Below are 15734 nucleotides of genomic sequence, written 5' to 3'. Positions count from 1 at the left end.
TGTACAGCTCAATTTGACTGCCGAAGGGGAGATCATGGCTTCGACGTCCACACCGCTCACCCTGCCCGTGCTGCCGCTCGACGACGAGGTCGTGCTGCCCGGGATGGTGGTGCCGCTGGACCTGTCCGACACCGAGGTACGCGCCGCGGTCGAGGCCGCCCAGGCAGCCGCCCCGTCCTCCGGGACCCAGGGCGGCAAGCCCAAGGTGCTGCTGGTGCCACGCGTCGACGGCACGTACGCGGGGACCGGCGTCCTCGGCACCGTCGAGCAGGTCGGGCGGCTCTCGGACGGCGATCCCGGCGCGCTCATCCGCGGCCGCGGGCGGGTGAAGATCGGCGCCGGCACGACCGGTCCCGGCGCCGCGCTGTGGGTCGAGGGCACCACCGTCGAGGAGTCGGTTCCCGACCCGCTGCCCGGCCAGGTCACCGACCTCGTCAAGGAGTACAAGGCGCTCGCCACCAGCTGGCTCAAGAAGCGCGGCGCCTGGCAGGTCGTGGACCGCGTCCAGCAGATCGACGGCGTCTCCGCCCTCGCCGACAACTCCGGCTACTCGCCCTTCCTGACCGTCGCCCAGAAGCTCGAGCTCCTGGAGACCGCGGACCCGGTCGCCCGGCTGAAGCTCGCCACCGAGCAGCTGCGCGAGCACCTCGCCGAGCAGGACGTCGCCGAGTCCATCGCCAAGGACGTCCAGGAAGGCGTCGACAAGCAGCAGCGGGAGTTCCTGCTGCGCCGCCAGCTCGAAGCCGTGCGCAAGGAGCTGCGGGAACTCAACGGTGAGAAGGACGGCGAGGAGTCCGACGACTACCGGGCCCGCGTCGAGGCCGCCGACCTCCCCGAGAAGGTGCGCGAAGCCGCCCTCAAGGAGGTCGACAAGCTGGAGCGGTCCAGCGACCAGAACCCGGAGACCGCCTGGATCCGCACCTGGCTCGACACGGTGCTGGACATGCCGTGGAACGAGCGCACCGAGGACAGTTACGACATCAAGGGCGCCAAGGAGGTCCTCGACACCGAGCACGCCGGCCTGGAGGACGTGAAGGAGCGCATCACCGAGTACCTCGCGGTGCGCAAGCGGCGCGCCGACCGGGGCCTGGGGGTCGTGGGCGGGCGGCGCGGCGGCGCCGTCCTCGCCCTGGTCGGACCTCCCGGTGTCGGAAAGACCTCGCTCGGCCAGTCGGTCGCGCACGCGATGGGCCGGAAGTTCGTGCGCGTCGCCCTCGGCGGCGTACGCGACGAGGCGGAGATCCGCGGCCACCGGCGTACGTACGTGGGCGCCCTGCCCGGCCGGATCGTCCGGGCCGTCAAGGAGGCGGGGTCCATGAACCCGGTCGTCCTGCTCGACGAGATCGACAAGGTCGGCTCCGACTTCCGGGGCGACCCGGCGGCCGCGCTGCTGGAGGTCCTCGACCCGGCGCAGAACCACACCTTCCGCGACCACTACCTGGAGGTCGAACTCGACCTGTCCGACGTGGTCTTCCTCGCCACGGCCAATGTCCTGGAGGCCATCCCCGAGGCCCTGCTCGACCGCATGGAGCTGGTCCGGCTCGACGGTTACACGGAGGACGAGAAGGTCGTCATCGCCCGTGACCACCTGGTGCCGCGTCAGCTGGATCGGGCCGGCCTGGAGAGCGGGGAGGTGACGCTGGACGAGTCGGCGCTGCGCAGGCTCGCGGGCGAGTACACCCGCGAGGCCGGCGTCCGGAACCTGGAGCGGTCGATCGTGCGGCTGCTGCGCAAGGTGGCCGCCCAGCACGAACTGGGCGAACGGGAGCTGCCCCTCACCCTCGGCGCGGACGACCTGCGGGGCCTGATCGGGCGGCCGCACCACGTGCCCGAGTCCGCCCAGGACCCGGCCGAGCGCCGCACCGCCGTACCCGGTGTCGCCACCGGACTCGCCGTCACCGGCGCGGGTGGTGACGTCCTGTTCGTGGAGGCGTCGCTGGCCGACCCGGAGACGGGGGCGGCGGGGCTGACGCTGACCGGCCAGCTCGGTGACGTGATGAAGGAGTCGGCGCGGATCGCCCTGAGCTTCCTGCGCTCGCACGGTGCCGAACTGGAGCTTCCCGTCACGGGCCTGAAGGACCGGGGCGTGCACATCCACTTCCCGGCCGGAGCGGTGCCCAAGGACGGGCCCAGCGCGGGCATCACCATGACGACCGCGCTCGCGTCGCTGCTCTCCGGCCGCCTGGTCCGTACGGACGTGGCGATGACCGGCGAGGTGTCCCTGACCGGGCGGGTGCTGCCGATCGGCGGCGTCAAGCAGAAGCTGCTGGCCGCGCACCGGGCGGGCATCACGACCGTGATCATCCCCAAGCGGAACGAGGCGGACCTGGACGACGTCCCGGCCGAGATCCTCGACAAGCTGGAGGTCCACCCGGTCACCGACGTCCGTCAGGTCCTGGAACTCGCCCTCGCCCCGGCGACGACCGAAGTCCCGCTGGCGGCCTGACCCCGACGGACGCCGGGCGGGGCGTCCGGGTGGGCCTCCCCGGCGACGGGCCGCTCCCTGGGCGGGGCGCCCCCCGGGCGGGGGCCCCGCCCAGGGGCGCCCCCGGCCACCGGTTCCGCCCAAGGGGCGGGGCGCCTGTGGCGCCCCCGGCCGCGCCCCGCGCCCCCGGCCGTACCGTCCGGACGGGGCCGAAGGGGAGGGGCGCCCACGCGCGGCGGCCGCGACCCACGCCGCGCGCGTCCCCGCGCGGCTGCGGCGACCCACGACGGCGGCCTCCCGCAGCCCGTACGGCTCGTTTCCGCCCATCGGCGGACCGCTCAGCCGTCCAGCCAGCCCCGTGACGACGCCCGCGCCCCCGCCTGGAACCTCGTCCGGGCGTCCAGCGACTCCAGCAGCCGGCTGATCCGCCGCCGCGCCGTGTGCACATGGACGCCCAGGCGGCGCGCGATCGCCTCGTCCTTGAGCCCCGCCGCCAGCAGCGTCAGCAGCTCACGCTGTGCCCCGGGCAGCCCGGCCGCCCCCTCCTCCTCCACGCCCACCGGCTCGGCCCGCTCCCACACGGCGTCGAACAGCGGCAGCAGCACCCCGCACAGCAGCCCGTCGCCGATCACCAGCGCGGCCGCCCGCGGCCCGGCGGTCTCCGTCGGCGGCAGCAGTGTGACGCGCCGGTCAACGGCGACCAGCCTCGCCGGGACGTCCGCGGCCACCCGCAGCCGAAGTCCGCGCCCCGCCAGGCCGGTCAGGGCCCGCACCCGGCCCGGGTCGGCGAGCCCCGACCGGTCCAGCACCGCCCGCACCCGCACTCCCCGGGCCAGCAGCGACTCGATGTCCAGGGGGGTGAACGGCGGCCGGTCCAGGACGACGACCTCCCGTTCGGCGCCGTCCAGCAACCGCGCCGCCCGCTCGGCGATGGCCCGCCGTCCCGTCACCACCTCGACACGCCCCCGCTCACCGCCCCGGGCGCCGGCCTCCACCGTGAACCGGTCCGCCGCCATGCGTAACCGCGCCAGCTCCGCCGACTTCAGGTGCAGCTCCGCCTGGCGGCGGTGGATCAACGTGCGGATGGCGGCAGCCGGAGCGGCCGGGTGCGGCAGCGCGTCGCCCTCGTCGGCAGGATCGGGCGGCCGGGCGAATCCGTGCTCGACGAGCCGGTCGAGCGCGGCGGCCAGGCGCTCACGCGGCAGGCCGAGCAGCCGCGCCAAGTCCTCCGCCCCGTCCGCCTGTTCCGCCAGCAGCGCCTCGTAGGCGCGCTCCTCGATCCTGCCCAGGCCGAGAGTGGTCAGTTCTCCCTGGATCATGCGTGGGATTCTCACGCCGCCTTCACACGCACACAAGTGTGCGTGTCCACTTCTCAACCCCCCGCATCCGTTGCCGCGTTGCCACCCCACGGCTTGCATGGCCATGACCACCTGAACGGCTGACCAGCACGTGGGAGGGATACGGACCGTGCGCGAACCCAGCACGCCCAGCACGTATTCGGGGACATCCGGCATACCGGCGGGAGCCCGGGCAGCGGCTCTGCTCGCCGCCGCCGGGCTCCTGATCACCGCGGTTCCGGCCTCGGCGGCGACCCCGCCGGCCGCCGAACCGCCGGCCGACGTCATCCCGGGGGCGCGGACCGCGACCCCCGCACTCGTCGACGGCCTCCGCGAGAAGGCGGACGCGGAGGCGAGCCCGGCGGACGCGGCGCGCGAGCACCTCGCGGCGAAGGAGAGCCGCTACAAGATCGCCGAACCGGGGCGTGATCTCGCCCCCGTACAGACGCTGAGGCGCGGCGCGGACGAGACGGTACGGCTCCAGCAGAGGCACAAGGGCGTGCCCGTGCTCGGCGGGCAGTACGTGGTCCGGATGGAGACCAGGGGCGGGGAGCGGGTCGTCACCGGCACGTCCGGCAAGTACTTCACGGACCTGACCACCGGGGTGGAGCCGGCGGTGGCCAAGGAGGTGGCGGTGCGCCGCGCGGTCGCCGCGACCCTGCGGCGGCTCGGCGGCCACCAGCTCTCCAGGGCCGGGGCGGGGAAGACCACGCCGCTGCGCGGCACCGCCGGGGGACTGGTCGTCATCCCGCGCGGCGAGGGCGTGCTGACCTACCACGTGACCGTACGCGGCACCGACCCGGCGACCGGCGCGCCGGTGCTCCAGCAGGTGTACGTCGACGCGCGGGCCGGGTTCCCGGTCCTCCAGTACAGCGGCATCAAGACGTTCACGCCGCCGAAGGTCCCGGCGGGGACGGCCGTGAGGAAGGCGGACGCCCCGGCGGACACGGGCGCCGGGGCCGTCGGCAGCGGCACGCTGCTGAACGGCACCAAGGTGGACCTCAACGTCAGCAGGGCCACGGACGGCCGGTACGTGATGGCCGACCGCGTCCGGATGGGGGAGGGCAGCAAGGCCGCGCTCACCACGTGGGACGCGCGCGACAAGGACGTCCTCGAGGTGCTGGGCGGCTGGCCGGCCGGCCTCGGGGAGTTCGGCTCACCCGGTGCGGAGTTCGGCGAGGACGCCACCGACTCGGGCGCCGTCGACGCGCACTGGGCGGCCGGGCAGGTCTACGACTACTACAAGGAGCACCACGCCAGAGACGGCCTCGACGGGCGCGGCTCGGCGGTCAACAGCCTGGTGGGCGTCACCCAGTTCGGCATGCCGTACGTCAACGCCTTCTGGGACGGCACCAAGATGGTGTACGGCTCCGGCGACAGCGAGTACAAGCCGCTCTCCGCCGACCTCGACGTCGTCGGCCACGAGATGACCCACGGAGTCGTGGAGAACACCGCCAACCTGGTCTACGCGGGCCAGTCCGGTGCCCTCAACGAGGCCGTCGCCGACTACTTCGGCAACGCCATCGACGTCACGCGGTCCGGCATGGCGATGGACCACCCGGACGCGGGGCTGATCGGCGAGGACCTGTGCCGCTCGGCCGCGCCCCGCGCCTGTGCGCTGCGCGACCTCAACGACGGCGCCACGACCTCCAAGGACTTCCTCGGCGCCACCTTCGGCACCGACAACGGCGGGGTGCACCTCAACTCGACGATCTTCTCCGGCGCGCTGTGGGACATGCGCCAGGACCTGGGAGCCGAACTGGCCGACCGGATCGTGTACAAGGCGCTGACCGAGTACATGACCCCGCTGGACGGCTTCACCGACGGCCGTAACGCGGTTCTCGCGGCGGCGAAGGACCTGGGCGTCACCGGGCAGCGGCTGAACACGGCCAAGCGGTCCTTCAACGCCCACGGCGTCGTCGCGGGCTGGGAGGAGGCCCTGGGCGTCGACTCCGACCTGCTCTTCGGGAAGCTGAACATCACCGGTACCGGAGCGCAGGCGGGCGGCGGCTGGTGGACGGTCGCCAAGTCCAACGACGACGGCACCGAGCCGTACTCCGTCTACGCGGGCCGCACGAACGGCAAGGGCGCCCCGAAGCTCGTCAGCCCCAACGACGGCCGCTACCACGTTTACCCGGCCACGGACGGCAGGACCGTCGTCTGGGCGGCGTACGGCGCGGCGAGCGTGGACATCCTGTCCCGGCCGATCGCGGGCGGCCCCGTCAAGAGGCTGTACTCGTCCACCACGACGGACGTCGGTGGGCTGCGGGTCGACAACGGCGTCACGGTCTTCGAGACGCTCGGCCTGTTCACCCGGCACGTCGTCCACCTGCGCCCGGGCGACACCAGGCCCACGTACGTGGACGGTGGCGACGACGACGTCCTGACCGGCCTGCCGTCCATCGCGCACGGCAGGATCGCGTACGTCAAGCTCTACCCGGAGGGCGGCGAGCACCGGCTCGGGGTGGAGCTCCTCGACCTGAGGACCGGCCGGAAGACCATGACCGAGCGGCTGGACGAGCCGCAGACCGTGGGGCAGACCGGCCTCAACGGCAGCAACGTCTTCTGGCTCACCGACGAGAACACCGCCGACGACGGCCGGACGGGCATCCGCCGGGCGAACCTCGACGGCACCGGCACCTACGACATCAGCGCCGAGTACAAGCCCGGTGCGCTGATCGCCTCCGACCTCACGGTCTCCGAGACGGCGGTCACCGTCAACGCGGTGCTGCCGGACACCGCGTACCGCAACGAGACCCTGCCGAAGAACTGGCAGCTGACGACCGACGGCACCCGCAAGGAGCGCGTCTCCTGCAACCGCGGCGAGCAGCTCGCCCCGGCGGCGCTCGAAGGCACCCAGGTGGTCTGGATCGACGGCACCACCGGGTGGACGAACCTCGTCACCCGCACCCGCCCGGCCGGCCGCTGCGGCTGAACCCCGCTCCTTCCCGGACCCCCCGGGGCGCCCGCGCGCCCGGGGGGTCCCCGTGTTCCGGCGCGTCATGGCGGACCGTCCGGCGGCCTCACCGCCATGACACGGCGGATCGCCCGGCTCCGGCCCCGGGCGGCCGCACCCGGCACCCGGCCACCACCACATCACCGTGGCGAGGCCGGGCGGCGGCGTACCCGGCCGGGCGGCTCCGCGGCGCGGGCCGACCAGGTGGGCGGGGTCGCGATTCCGCCGATGGTCCATGCCTGCGAAATACTGGAAGAGCTGCGGCGATGGCCGCCGCCGAGAACAACGGTCGGGCCGGGGAAAGCGCGCGAGGGGTGCTGAGTGCAGGGAAGCCGTACGGGGAATGACCGCGCGTCCGACGCCGCGTCCGACGAGGGACGCGGAGGGGAGCACGAATTCCTCGCTCTGGAGCGTGAACTGGCCGTCTTCCTGCGGCGCGCCCGCGCCTCGTCCGGCGAGATGGCCCGCGAGGTCCACCCCGAGCTCGAACCCGCCGCCTACGGCCTGCTCGTCCGCCTGGAGGAGGCCGGCACCCAGCGCGCCACCGAACTCGCCGCCTACTTCGGCGTGGGCAAGGCCACCATGAGCCGCCAGCTGCGCGCCCTGGAGGAGCTCGGGCTCGTCGCCCGCGACCCCGACCCCGCCGACGGCCGGGCCTCCCTCGTACGCCTCACCGACGAGGGCCGCAGCCGCTTCCGCCGGGTACGCGACGCCCGCCGCGCCCGGTACATGCGCAAGCTCGCCGGCTGGGACCGCGCCGAGGTCGCCGAGCTGGCCCGGCTGCTGCACCAGCTCAACACCGGCAGCGACGACTAGGTCCAGCCAGGCGGTCCCGTTCGGATCATCGGGCGGGCAAGCGGGAGACGCCTGCGACGGGGAGCCCGGCCGGTCGCCGCGCGGCGGGATGTCACCGTCACCGTGCCACCGGCCGCGACGGCTGGGCGTCACCGTCCGGCGTCCCCGGACGCCCGGTACGCCGGTGCCGGTGCCGGTGCCGGTGCCGGTGCCGGTGCCGCGGCCGGCGGATCCGCGGTGCCCGGGCTTCAGCAGGAGTCCGGGGACGGCCAGCAGCGCAGTGTCCGCTCGACGGCCGCCCGCACCCGGTCGGTGTGGCGGCGGATGTCCCGCTCCCGCCATCCGCGTGTCTCCACCGGCGGGAGCACGGCCACCTCGACGCGCCCGGGCCGCAGCAGCAGACCGGCGCGCGCCATGACGTCGGTGGTGTTGCGCAGGACGACCGGCACCACGGGAACGCCCGCGCGCGCCGCCAGGCGGAAGGCGCCCGTGCGGAACGGCCCCAGGTCGGGGGTGACGGCCCGGGTGCCCTCCGGTTCCATCACGACGGACGTGCCTGCCCGCAGCCGCGTCACCGCCGCGTCCAGCACCGACTCGGACTGGTCGCGGTCGGCCCGGTCCACGAACAGGACGTCGGCGAAGCGCAGGAAGGCGCCCAGCGCGGGCACGTCGGCCAGCTCCCGCTTGGCCACCGCGCACCAGTCGTCGCGCAGCAGGTGGGCGAGGACCACCGCGTCGACCGGGCTGGCGTGGTTGGCGACGAAGACGGCGGGACGCCGCTCGCGCAGGTGCGCCGCGCCGGTGACGACGTCCACCCGCACCCCCGCCGCCCGCAGGACGAGGTCGCTGCCCACCCGCAGGGCGGTCGTCGCGGCGTCGGAGCGGCTGCCGGTGACCGTCGCGACGGCGAGGGACGCGCTGAGCGCGGTGACGGTCGCGCCCGCGGCCGCGAGGGTCGACACCAGCGCCCCGCCGAGCCCGGCCCGCTGCTCCGGCCCCGGGCGGGCGACGGGCCAGCCACGTTCGCGGGCCACCTCGCGCAGCGCCCCGCGGGGGTTGACCACCCGTGGCCGGCCCACGCTCTCCAGCAGCGGCAGGTCCTCGTACCCGTCGCAGTAGGCGAAGCTGTCGGCCAGCCGCACGCCCGCGCCGGCGGCGTGCTCCCGTACCGCCCGCAGCTTGCCGTCCCCCGCGCACAGCGGTGCCTGGGTGCGGCAGTCCACGCGGCCACCGGCCACGCGCACCGGCGTGCACAGCAGGCGCTCCACGCCCAGGGCCCGGGCCAGCGGCGCCACCTGGGGCGTACTGGCGGCGGTGGCGATGACGACCGTGTGCCCCCGCGCCTGGTGGGCGCGCGCCAGCATCCAGGTGTCACGCAGCACGCGCGGCGCGATGTCCTCGGCGAAGACGCGGTCGGCGAGGGCGTGCAGTTCGTCCACGGGACGGCCGTGCCAGTGCGCGGCGGCGGCGGCACCGAGCCGCGCGGCCGCGTGGTTCTCGACGCCCGAGCGGGCCCGCGACAGGTCGGCGGCGATGCGGCGCGGCCCCGCGGACGTCAGGGCGTGCCACGCCTCGGTGGGCCACTCACCGTGCCGCAGCCGGTTGACGCAGAACGCCGCCGCCGAATGCCCCCGGATGAGCGTGCCGTCGAAGTCGAAGTACGCGCCCACCGAAGGACCGGGGGGCGCGGCGTCGATGTCCCGCAGCCACCGGGCGAGTTCCTCCCGGGTCCCCGACCGCCCGGGGCGTGGGCCGGGACCGGCGGAGCCGTCCGGGCGCCGGGCGGGAGACGCGCTCACCGTCGCCCCCCGTCGCCGTTCACGGGCTCGTCCGCCAGCCTCTCCAGGGCCGCCAGGTCGTCGAGCAGCTCACGGAGCCGGACGGTGCGCCCGGCGCGCCGCAACGCCTTCTCCCGCCCCATGCCGCCGAAGCCCTGGCGCTCGGCGTCCAGCAGCATCGCCCTGTACAGCCGCGGGGAGTCGGATTCGGCCCGGCCGCCGGGCGGGGAGGTGTCCGGTGCCGGGGCGCCGGGCAGGTCCCGGCCGCGCGGGCGCAGGCCCAGCCGCCGGAAGGCGGCGAGCTGCACGGTCACCGGGCCGCGCAGGACGTCCGGGGCGATCAGGGCGCCGGCGCCGGGCAGGCCCGCGCGAAACGTCCACGGGGCCTCCGGGTCGTCGCACGGCGCGGTCAGCCGCTCCAGCTCGACGACCGCCGTGGCCAGCAGGAACGGATCGGTGCCGAGCCCGGTGCCGCAGGTGACCAGCTCGACGAGGGACCGCAGTCGCTGCACCGCGTTCATCCAGGCGAAGGACGGCGGCACCGTGCAGGCCCGCAGCGCGGCCACCTCGGCGACGGCACGCGGCCACAGCCAGTGGACGCACTGGTTGCCGTACATGGCCGTGATCCGCCGGACGGCGTGGAAGACGGCCTCGTCCCCGTCCGCCGTCATCGACACCGCTCCGGCCGCGCGCAGCCGGTGCAGCGTCACCCGGACACCCTCGGTGTCGCGCAGGACCTCCACCCCCGCCGTCGGCGCGTCGGACCGCGCGACCGTGTCCAGCAGCGGCTGGAGCCGGTGGTGGACGTCCCGCACCGAACCGCCCGTCCGGCCGGCCGCCACGGCGAACGCGGTCAGCGCCTCCGCGGTGACCGGAGCCGACCGGCACAGGGCGCGGTTGACGTCCTGCCCCAGCGTGCGCGCCGCCGTGCCCGGGTCGTCCTCGGCCGCCTCGACGTAGGGGCCCGCCTCCAGCGGGGTCCCGAAGCGCACCTCCACGCGGCCGGCCGCACCCCGGTGCTCGCGCACGTACCGCAGGAACCACCTCAGCGACTCGGGGCGCTTGGGCAGCCCGTCCTCCTCGGCGGCGAGCTCGACGGCGTCCGGGACGGGGGTGTGGGTCAGGGACACGGGGACGAACCACACCCGGGGCGCGGTGTCCCGGCGCAGGGCGGCCAGGGTGTCGGTGAGCAGGCCGTGACGCGGCGGCTGGATCAGACCGTTCCTGGAGCGGCTGCCCTCCTGGTACCACTCCACCGGCTGGCCCCGCTCCAGCAGATACCGCAGGTACAGCCGCAGCGCGGTGCGGTACACCTCGTCCGTGGCGCAGCGCCGGCGCAGGAACAGCACACCGGCCCGGCGGGCCGGCGACGCCAGAACGGGCACGCGCAGGTTGTCGCCCGCGATCCACAGGTTGCGCGGCAGCCCGCAGCCGCGCAGCGCGCGGGACAGGAACAGCGGATCGGTGTGGGCGCGGTGGCAGGGCAGGAACACCACGCCGCCACCGGCGGCCAGCCGCCGTACCGTCTCCCGTTGCGGCTCCGGGCAGTGCACCTCCCAGGTGTCGGTGAGCAGCCATTCCATGATCCGGCCGAACGCGCGGGTCCACCGGCGGCCGTGACCCGCCGCCATCTCCCGCAGGCACTGCCGTAGTTCCCGGTGTACGTCGGTGTGGGGCCGGCCGGTCCGCCGGGACAGGCGGGCGATCTCGCGCGGGGCGGCCGGCTGGGCGAGCACGGCGGCGATCGTGGCCCTGCGACTGTGACGTTTCATGTGCACCTCCGGGCGCGGCATGGCCGCGCGGTCACGGGGTCGGGGGATCGGGGGTCGGGGGTCGGGGGTCAGGCGGTCGCGGCGACGGCTGCCGGTGCTCCGTGCCGCCGCGCCGGCGGCCGGGGGACCGGTGCCAGTCGGCGCCGCACCTCGCGCGCCCACGCGGATTCGGAGTGCCGGTCCGGGCCGGCCGGGCCTTCGATCAGCCCGGTGAGCAGTCCGGTGAGCAGTCCGGTGGAGCGGGGCAGCCCGTCCAGCAGGGCCCGCAGCAGCGCGTCGTCCGGATCGGCGCCGGTGCGCCCCTGGAGGCGGACAGCGGCAGGCCGCGCCCCCTCCAGGAACGCCGGGGCGACCAGTGGGCTGACGGACACGGCGTCCAGCGCCTCCAGCGCCGCCCGCACGACGGCGGACGGCGCGCGTGTCAGCGAGGCCGGCGGCAGCGCCGCCGCGACCTGGTGGTGGCAGGCCGGCCGCACCGTGCGCAGGTCGGCGTGGTCACCGAGGTCCGGCACGGCCGGGGTCCGCGGCACGAAGCGCACCGGGTGCACGGCGGCGCCGACGCGTACCGCCGCCTCCAGCACCGCCGCCGCACCGGTCGGCGCGCGGTGCCGGCCCGTGCCGTCCGGGGCGGGCAGCACCACGTCACCGCCGTGCGCCAGATGCGCGACGGCCCGTTCGGCCGGTGTGCCGGAGCGGTCGGCGCAGGGACACGCGCGCAGGTCCAGCCGGGTGCCGGGGCTGTCGAACACCAGGCGCAGCAGCCGCTTCGCCCAGGGCCCGGGGGCCGGCAGCAGCGTGCCGGTGTCGCGCAGCGCCGAGTTGACGGCGGCGAAAACCAGCGCGGCGGGATCGGGGTCGGCGCCGTGGACGTACAGCCGGCCCGGGCCGCCGCCCGGTCCCCAGGTGACGGACTCGGCGCTCTCCAGCTCGGTGAGGAAGCCGCGCACCACGGCGCTGAGCACGTCGTGGCCGGGCCAGTCCCCGTTGCGTGCCCGCCACCACCGGCCGATGCGCCGCGCGTCGAGCGAGGGGGGCGCCGCCTCCCGGACCGTCACCGCCGTGCCGCGCCGCCGTACCGAGAGGTGGTGGCGGGTGAGCGGCCGGGTCTCGGTCACGGCGTGCAGCGGACCGCCGTCGGTGCGCACCCGCGCCGGGTGGTCGTCGCAGCGCCGCGCCACGTGGCTGCGCACGGCCACGGCGGCGAGCCGTTCGCCGTCGGGCTCGGCGGGCGGGCGGGCGGGCAGCGCGAAGGCGTGGTCGACGGTGCCGGGGAACCAGTCGACCAGCCGGACCTCGTCCGCCCGGACCGTGGTGGCGCCGTCGTGGACCGTGCCGATGCCGGGGCCGGGGAGGGCCTGCCGGTCCCGCAGGAAGCCCTGCCGCAGCGCGGGCTCGTACCGGGCGAGGAAGCCCAGCGGGAGCAGCCGCTCCTCCACGCGCATCTCGGCCAGCACCCGCCCCGAGCGGTGCAGGTACAGATCGGTGACGGGCCGTTCGGGATCGTCGTCGGCGAAGCCCGCGAACCGCGCGTCGACCCGTACCGCGCGGTGGGCCGGCAGGGGCTCGTACAGCCTCAGGTGGACGAGGCGGTGGGGGAATGCGGCCCGTCCCGGCGGAACCCGGGGGTCCCAGCGCTCGAACGCCTGGTGCGGGATGACGTGCAGCGCGCCGTCCAGCAGACCGGGGTGCAGGATGCCGCGCGGCACCCCGCACAGCGACGGGTCGAGTACGCCGGTGCTGCCGCGCTCCGCCCACCGCAGCCCGACCAGCGAGCGGAAGGCGGGCCCATGGAAGATCAGCCCGTCGTCGTAGGGCAGGGCCGCCGCGGGGCGGGTGTCGCGCAGCGCCGGCGGCACCTCGGGACGGGTGCCCGTCCCGTGCCGGACGACGGCGCCGCCCACCTGCTCGTAGCGGGAGAGCGCGTGGCGGGGGGCGGCACGCCACAGCAGCAGCCGGACCTCCGTGCGCTCGGCGGTGGCCCGCACCTCGGTCAGCAGGTGCCGGGGCGAGTCGACGACGATCCACTGGTCGAGCGTGACCTCCTCCAGCGCCTGCGGCGGCCGTCCCGTGTGGCGCCGCGCCGCCGCCGCGAGCACATCGGCCGCGCAGGTCATGGGCAGGGCGGGCGCGGCGTGGGTGGGCCGGTGGTCACCGAGCCACGGCTCGTCCTCCGGGTCGAGGACGCTGGCCGCGAAGTGACCGGGCAGCTCGGGCGGATCGGCGTCGACCACGCGCAACGCGATGTTGCGGACGTGGTAGATGGTCGTGCCGTCCACGGTGAGCCAGGCGTCGGCCAGGGCGTAGCGCCCTTCCCGGGTCTCGCCCGACTCGGTGATCTCCAGGTCGATCACCACCCGCCGCGAGCGCGGGGTGACCTGCCCCCGGTACTTCCACACCAGGGGGCGGCCGGTGTCGGCCGTCTCGAACCGGGGGGCGCGCATGCCCGCGCCGAAGTCCTTCTCGATCAGCAGGACGCGCAGCAGCTGGTACATCGTCTCCACGCCCAGGGATCCGGGCTGCACCGGGTCCTGGTAGAAGTGCGCGCGGAAGTACCAGTTGTCGGCGCGCACGTCCTGTTCGCCCCGGATGCTGCCCAGGCCGGCCGGGCCGCCGCGGGGCCGGCAGCCGGTGACCCGCTCCGAGGTCACCAGCCAGGGGTGGCCCAGGCGCAGCGGTCCGGAGCAGTACCGCTCCGGACGCACCGTCAGGTCGGTGGGGGGCAGCGACGGCGAGTCGCCGGCCGCCTCGCCGGGGCCGCCCGGCAGGCCGGTCCCACCGTCGAAGGCGCCCGCCGGGAAGTAGCCGAAGCTCGTCGAGCACACCAGGACGGGTACGCCGTCGGCCAGGCACTCGACGTCGAAGAACACCAGCACCATGGAGCCGTCGGCGGTCACCTCGCGCAGCGTGGCGCGGGTCCGCAGCACGCGTGTCCCGGCCGGTACGGGGGCGAGGACCGAGGTGGTGCCGTCGAGGTTGCGGAAGAACAGGTCGCGGCCGCCGTCCGGGGCGCACCCGGTGAACTGGGCCAGCCACCCGCAGGGCTGGAGACCGGCCTCCATGAGGACGGCCGTCGGGAGGGTGTCGCCCTCCTGCCGGAACCACGCGTCCCGCGTCAGGTCGAACTCGGCCTCCACCCGGCTGCCGGGCTCCGGCTGCCCGGCGCGGGCGTCGAGCGAGACGACCCGGTCCATGCACAGGTACGGCGGGCCGGGCAGCCGGGGGCCGCGCCGGCGCCCGTCGGACAGGGCCGCGAACGACGGGCCCATCGCCTCTGCCGGGCTGCCCCAGGCGGAGGCCAGCATGCTGTCGCGGCCCAGCGGCGTGCCGTCGACGACGACGGGCCGGTGCGGGCCGTCGCCACGGCGCAGTTCGGCCGTGGCGACCGGCAGGCCGCGGGGGGTGACGTCGGACCGGGCGTGGGCCACGCGCCGCCAGTGGTCCAGCGGGGTGTCCGGGACGAGCCGCAGGGCGATCCCCTCGGCGTGGAAGGACCGCCTGCCGTCCACCGTGCACAGCAGGTCGGCGCGGAGCACCGGCTCCGGTCCGTCGTCGACGCCGAGGACGAACACCTCGTACACCAGCAGCTCGTTGCCCGGCACCGCCTGGCCGCGGCAGCGCATCCGCACGCTCTCGTCGAGCACGGGCTCGAAGCGCCAGCCGTCGCGTCCGGTGGTCAGACCGAGCGCGGCCATGTGGAAGGCCATCGCCTGGTAGCCGCCTTCGAGCATGAGCGTGCCGGGCATGCACGGGTCGTTGTGGAAGTGACCTTCGAAGAACCAGTCGTTCGTCGTCAGCGGCAGCTCGGCGCGCAGGTAACCGGCACCGGTCGGCCCGCCCTCGGGGGCGAAGTCGGTGACCTCCCGGATGAGCTGGTGGCGGCCGTCGGCGATCCGCGGAGTCCGCAGATGGCTGCGGGTCGTCTCCCAGGCACCGCCGAAGCAGTCGGCCGGGCGGCCCTGGGCGAACGCCGTGACCTGTTCCGGGGCGAACGCCTGCCGCTGTGCCGGTTCGCCGTCCGCGTCCCCGCGCGCACCGGCCGGGCGGAGCGCGTCCGGGCTCCACAGGATGCCGGCCGACTCGCGCAGCTCCTCGTCGGTGAAGAAGCCCGCCTGCCCGTTGCGTACGCTGATCCGGCGCTCGGTGCCGACCCAGCAGTCGTACTGGAAGAAGAACAGCCGCACCCCGCCGTGTTCGGCGTGGCCGGTGACCTCGATGCGGTGGCGGAGGGTCTCGCCTGGGCGGGGCAGCGGCCCGTGGAAGGTGAGGTCGCAGCCGAGCAGGCGGTAGACCCGGTCCTCGGTGTGCCGCAGGTCCACACCGAGCCAGCTGATGAGCAGCAGGTCGGCCTGGCCGGCCTCGACGGTCATGGCGGGAGCCATCCGGCCGGCCGGGTCCAGGTACCAGGCGTCGGGCGTGACGTCGGTCTCCGTCCAGATGACGCCGGTGCCCATCGAGGCCGGTTCGGCGTCGATGCCGGTCACCCGGTCCACGAGCAGCATCGGGGGGCGGGGCAGCCGGGTCTGGCGGCGGCGGCCGTCCTGGGGGCGGAAGCGCGGGCCGAACAGCTCGGACACCGGGCCGCAGGCGAGCCGTTCCAGTTGCGCGCGGTCGAAGCGCGGGCCGGGCAGGTCCGCGGCCGGGGGCGGGGGCGGGGGCGGGGGCGGGGGCGGG

Annotated in this window: 6 protein-coding genes and 1 pseudogene; 3 read left to right on the top strand and 4 right to left on the bottom strand. The window is 75.5% G+C overall.

What is annotated here, in order from left to right; translation table 11 throughout:
- Positions 1 to 34: 34 nt before the first annotated feature.
- Complete coding sequence (lon, locus tag ABD347_RS26180; RefSeq protein ID WP_344365755.1) at positions 35 to 2446, top strand: endopeptidase La; 2412 nt, start codon at positions 35 to 37, stop codon at positions 2444 to 2446.
- A gap of 317 nt (positions 2447 to 2763) precedes the next feature.
- Here the strand turns inward: lon and ABD347_RS26175 are convergent, their stop codons facing one another.
- Entirely contained in the window at positions 2764 to 3744 is a 981-nt protein-coding gene (locus ABD347_RS26175) for a helix-turn-helix domain-containing protein (RefSeq protein WP_344365753.1), read from the bottom strand.
- Between the two features lie 148 nt (positions 3745 to 3892).
- On the opposite strand from ABD347_RS26175, the gene ABD347_RS26170 reads away from it, so the two are divergent.
- Both ABD347_RS26170 and ABD347_RS26165 read left to right on the top strand, forming a co-directional pair.
- Positions 3893 to 6697 carry a M4 family metallopeptidase gene (locus ABD347_RS26170; RefSeq protein WP_425575771.1) on the top strand — a complete coding sequence of 935 codons (2805 nt, stop codon included), beginning with the start codon at positions 3893 to 3895 and terminating at the stop codon, positions 6695 to 6697.
- A gap of 342 nt (positions 6698 to 7039) precedes the next feature.
- Positions 7040 to 7534: a MarR family winged helix-turn-helix transcriptional regulator gene (locus ABD347_RS26165; protein ID WP_425575770.1), complete on the top strand. Its 495-nt coding sequence runs from the start codon at positions 7040 to 7042 to the stop codon at positions 7532 to 7534.
- A 227-nt stretch (positions 7535 to 7761) separates the two neighbouring features.
- Here the strand turns inward: ABD347_RS26165 and ABD347_RS26160 are convergent, their stop codons facing one another.
- The 3 genes and pseudogenes from ABD347_RS26160 to ABD347_RS26150 all read right to left on the bottom strand — a co-directional run.
- On the bottom strand, positions 7762 to 9312 hold the full coding sequence (locus ABD347_RS26160; RefSeq protein WP_344365751.1) for an HAD-IB family hydrolase: 1551 nt from the start codon (positions 9310 to 9312) through the stop codon (positions 7762 to 7764).
- Complete coding sequence (locus ABD347_RS26155; RefSeq protein WP_344365749.1) at positions 9309 to 11063, bottom strand: 1-acyl-sn-glycerol-3-phosphate acyltransferase; 1755 nt, start codon at positions 11061 to 11063, stop codon at positions 9309 to 9311. The genes ABD347_RS26160 and ABD347_RS26155 overlap by 4 nt, the downstream gene beginning before the upstream one ends.
- 68 nt (positions 11064 to 11131) lie before the next feature.
- Positions 11132 to 15734, bottom strand: a pseudogene (locus ABD347_RS26150) (hypothetical protein); the annotation flags it as partial.

It is taken from the genome of Streptomyces gobitricini, assembly GCF_039532985.1.
Lineage (GTDB): Bacteria > Actinomycetota > Actinomycetes > Streptomycetales > Streptomycetaceae > Streptomyces > Streptomyces gobitricini.
This window is presented reverse-complemented; position numbering and strand designations above follow the sequence as displayed.

Coding starts and splice junctions, on each gene's coding strand:
- lon (WP_344365755.1), top strand. CDS start 35: ATGGCTTCGACGTCCACACCGCTCACCCTGCCCGTGCTGCCGCTCGAC.
- ABD347_RS26175 (WP_344365753.1), bottom strand. CDS start 3,744: ATGATCCAGGGAGAACTGACCACTCTCGGCCTGGGCAGGATCGAGGAG.
- ABD347_RS26155 (WP_344365749.1), bottom strand. CDS start 11,063: ATGAAACGTCACAGTCGCAGGGCCACGATCGCCGCCGTGCTCGCCCAG.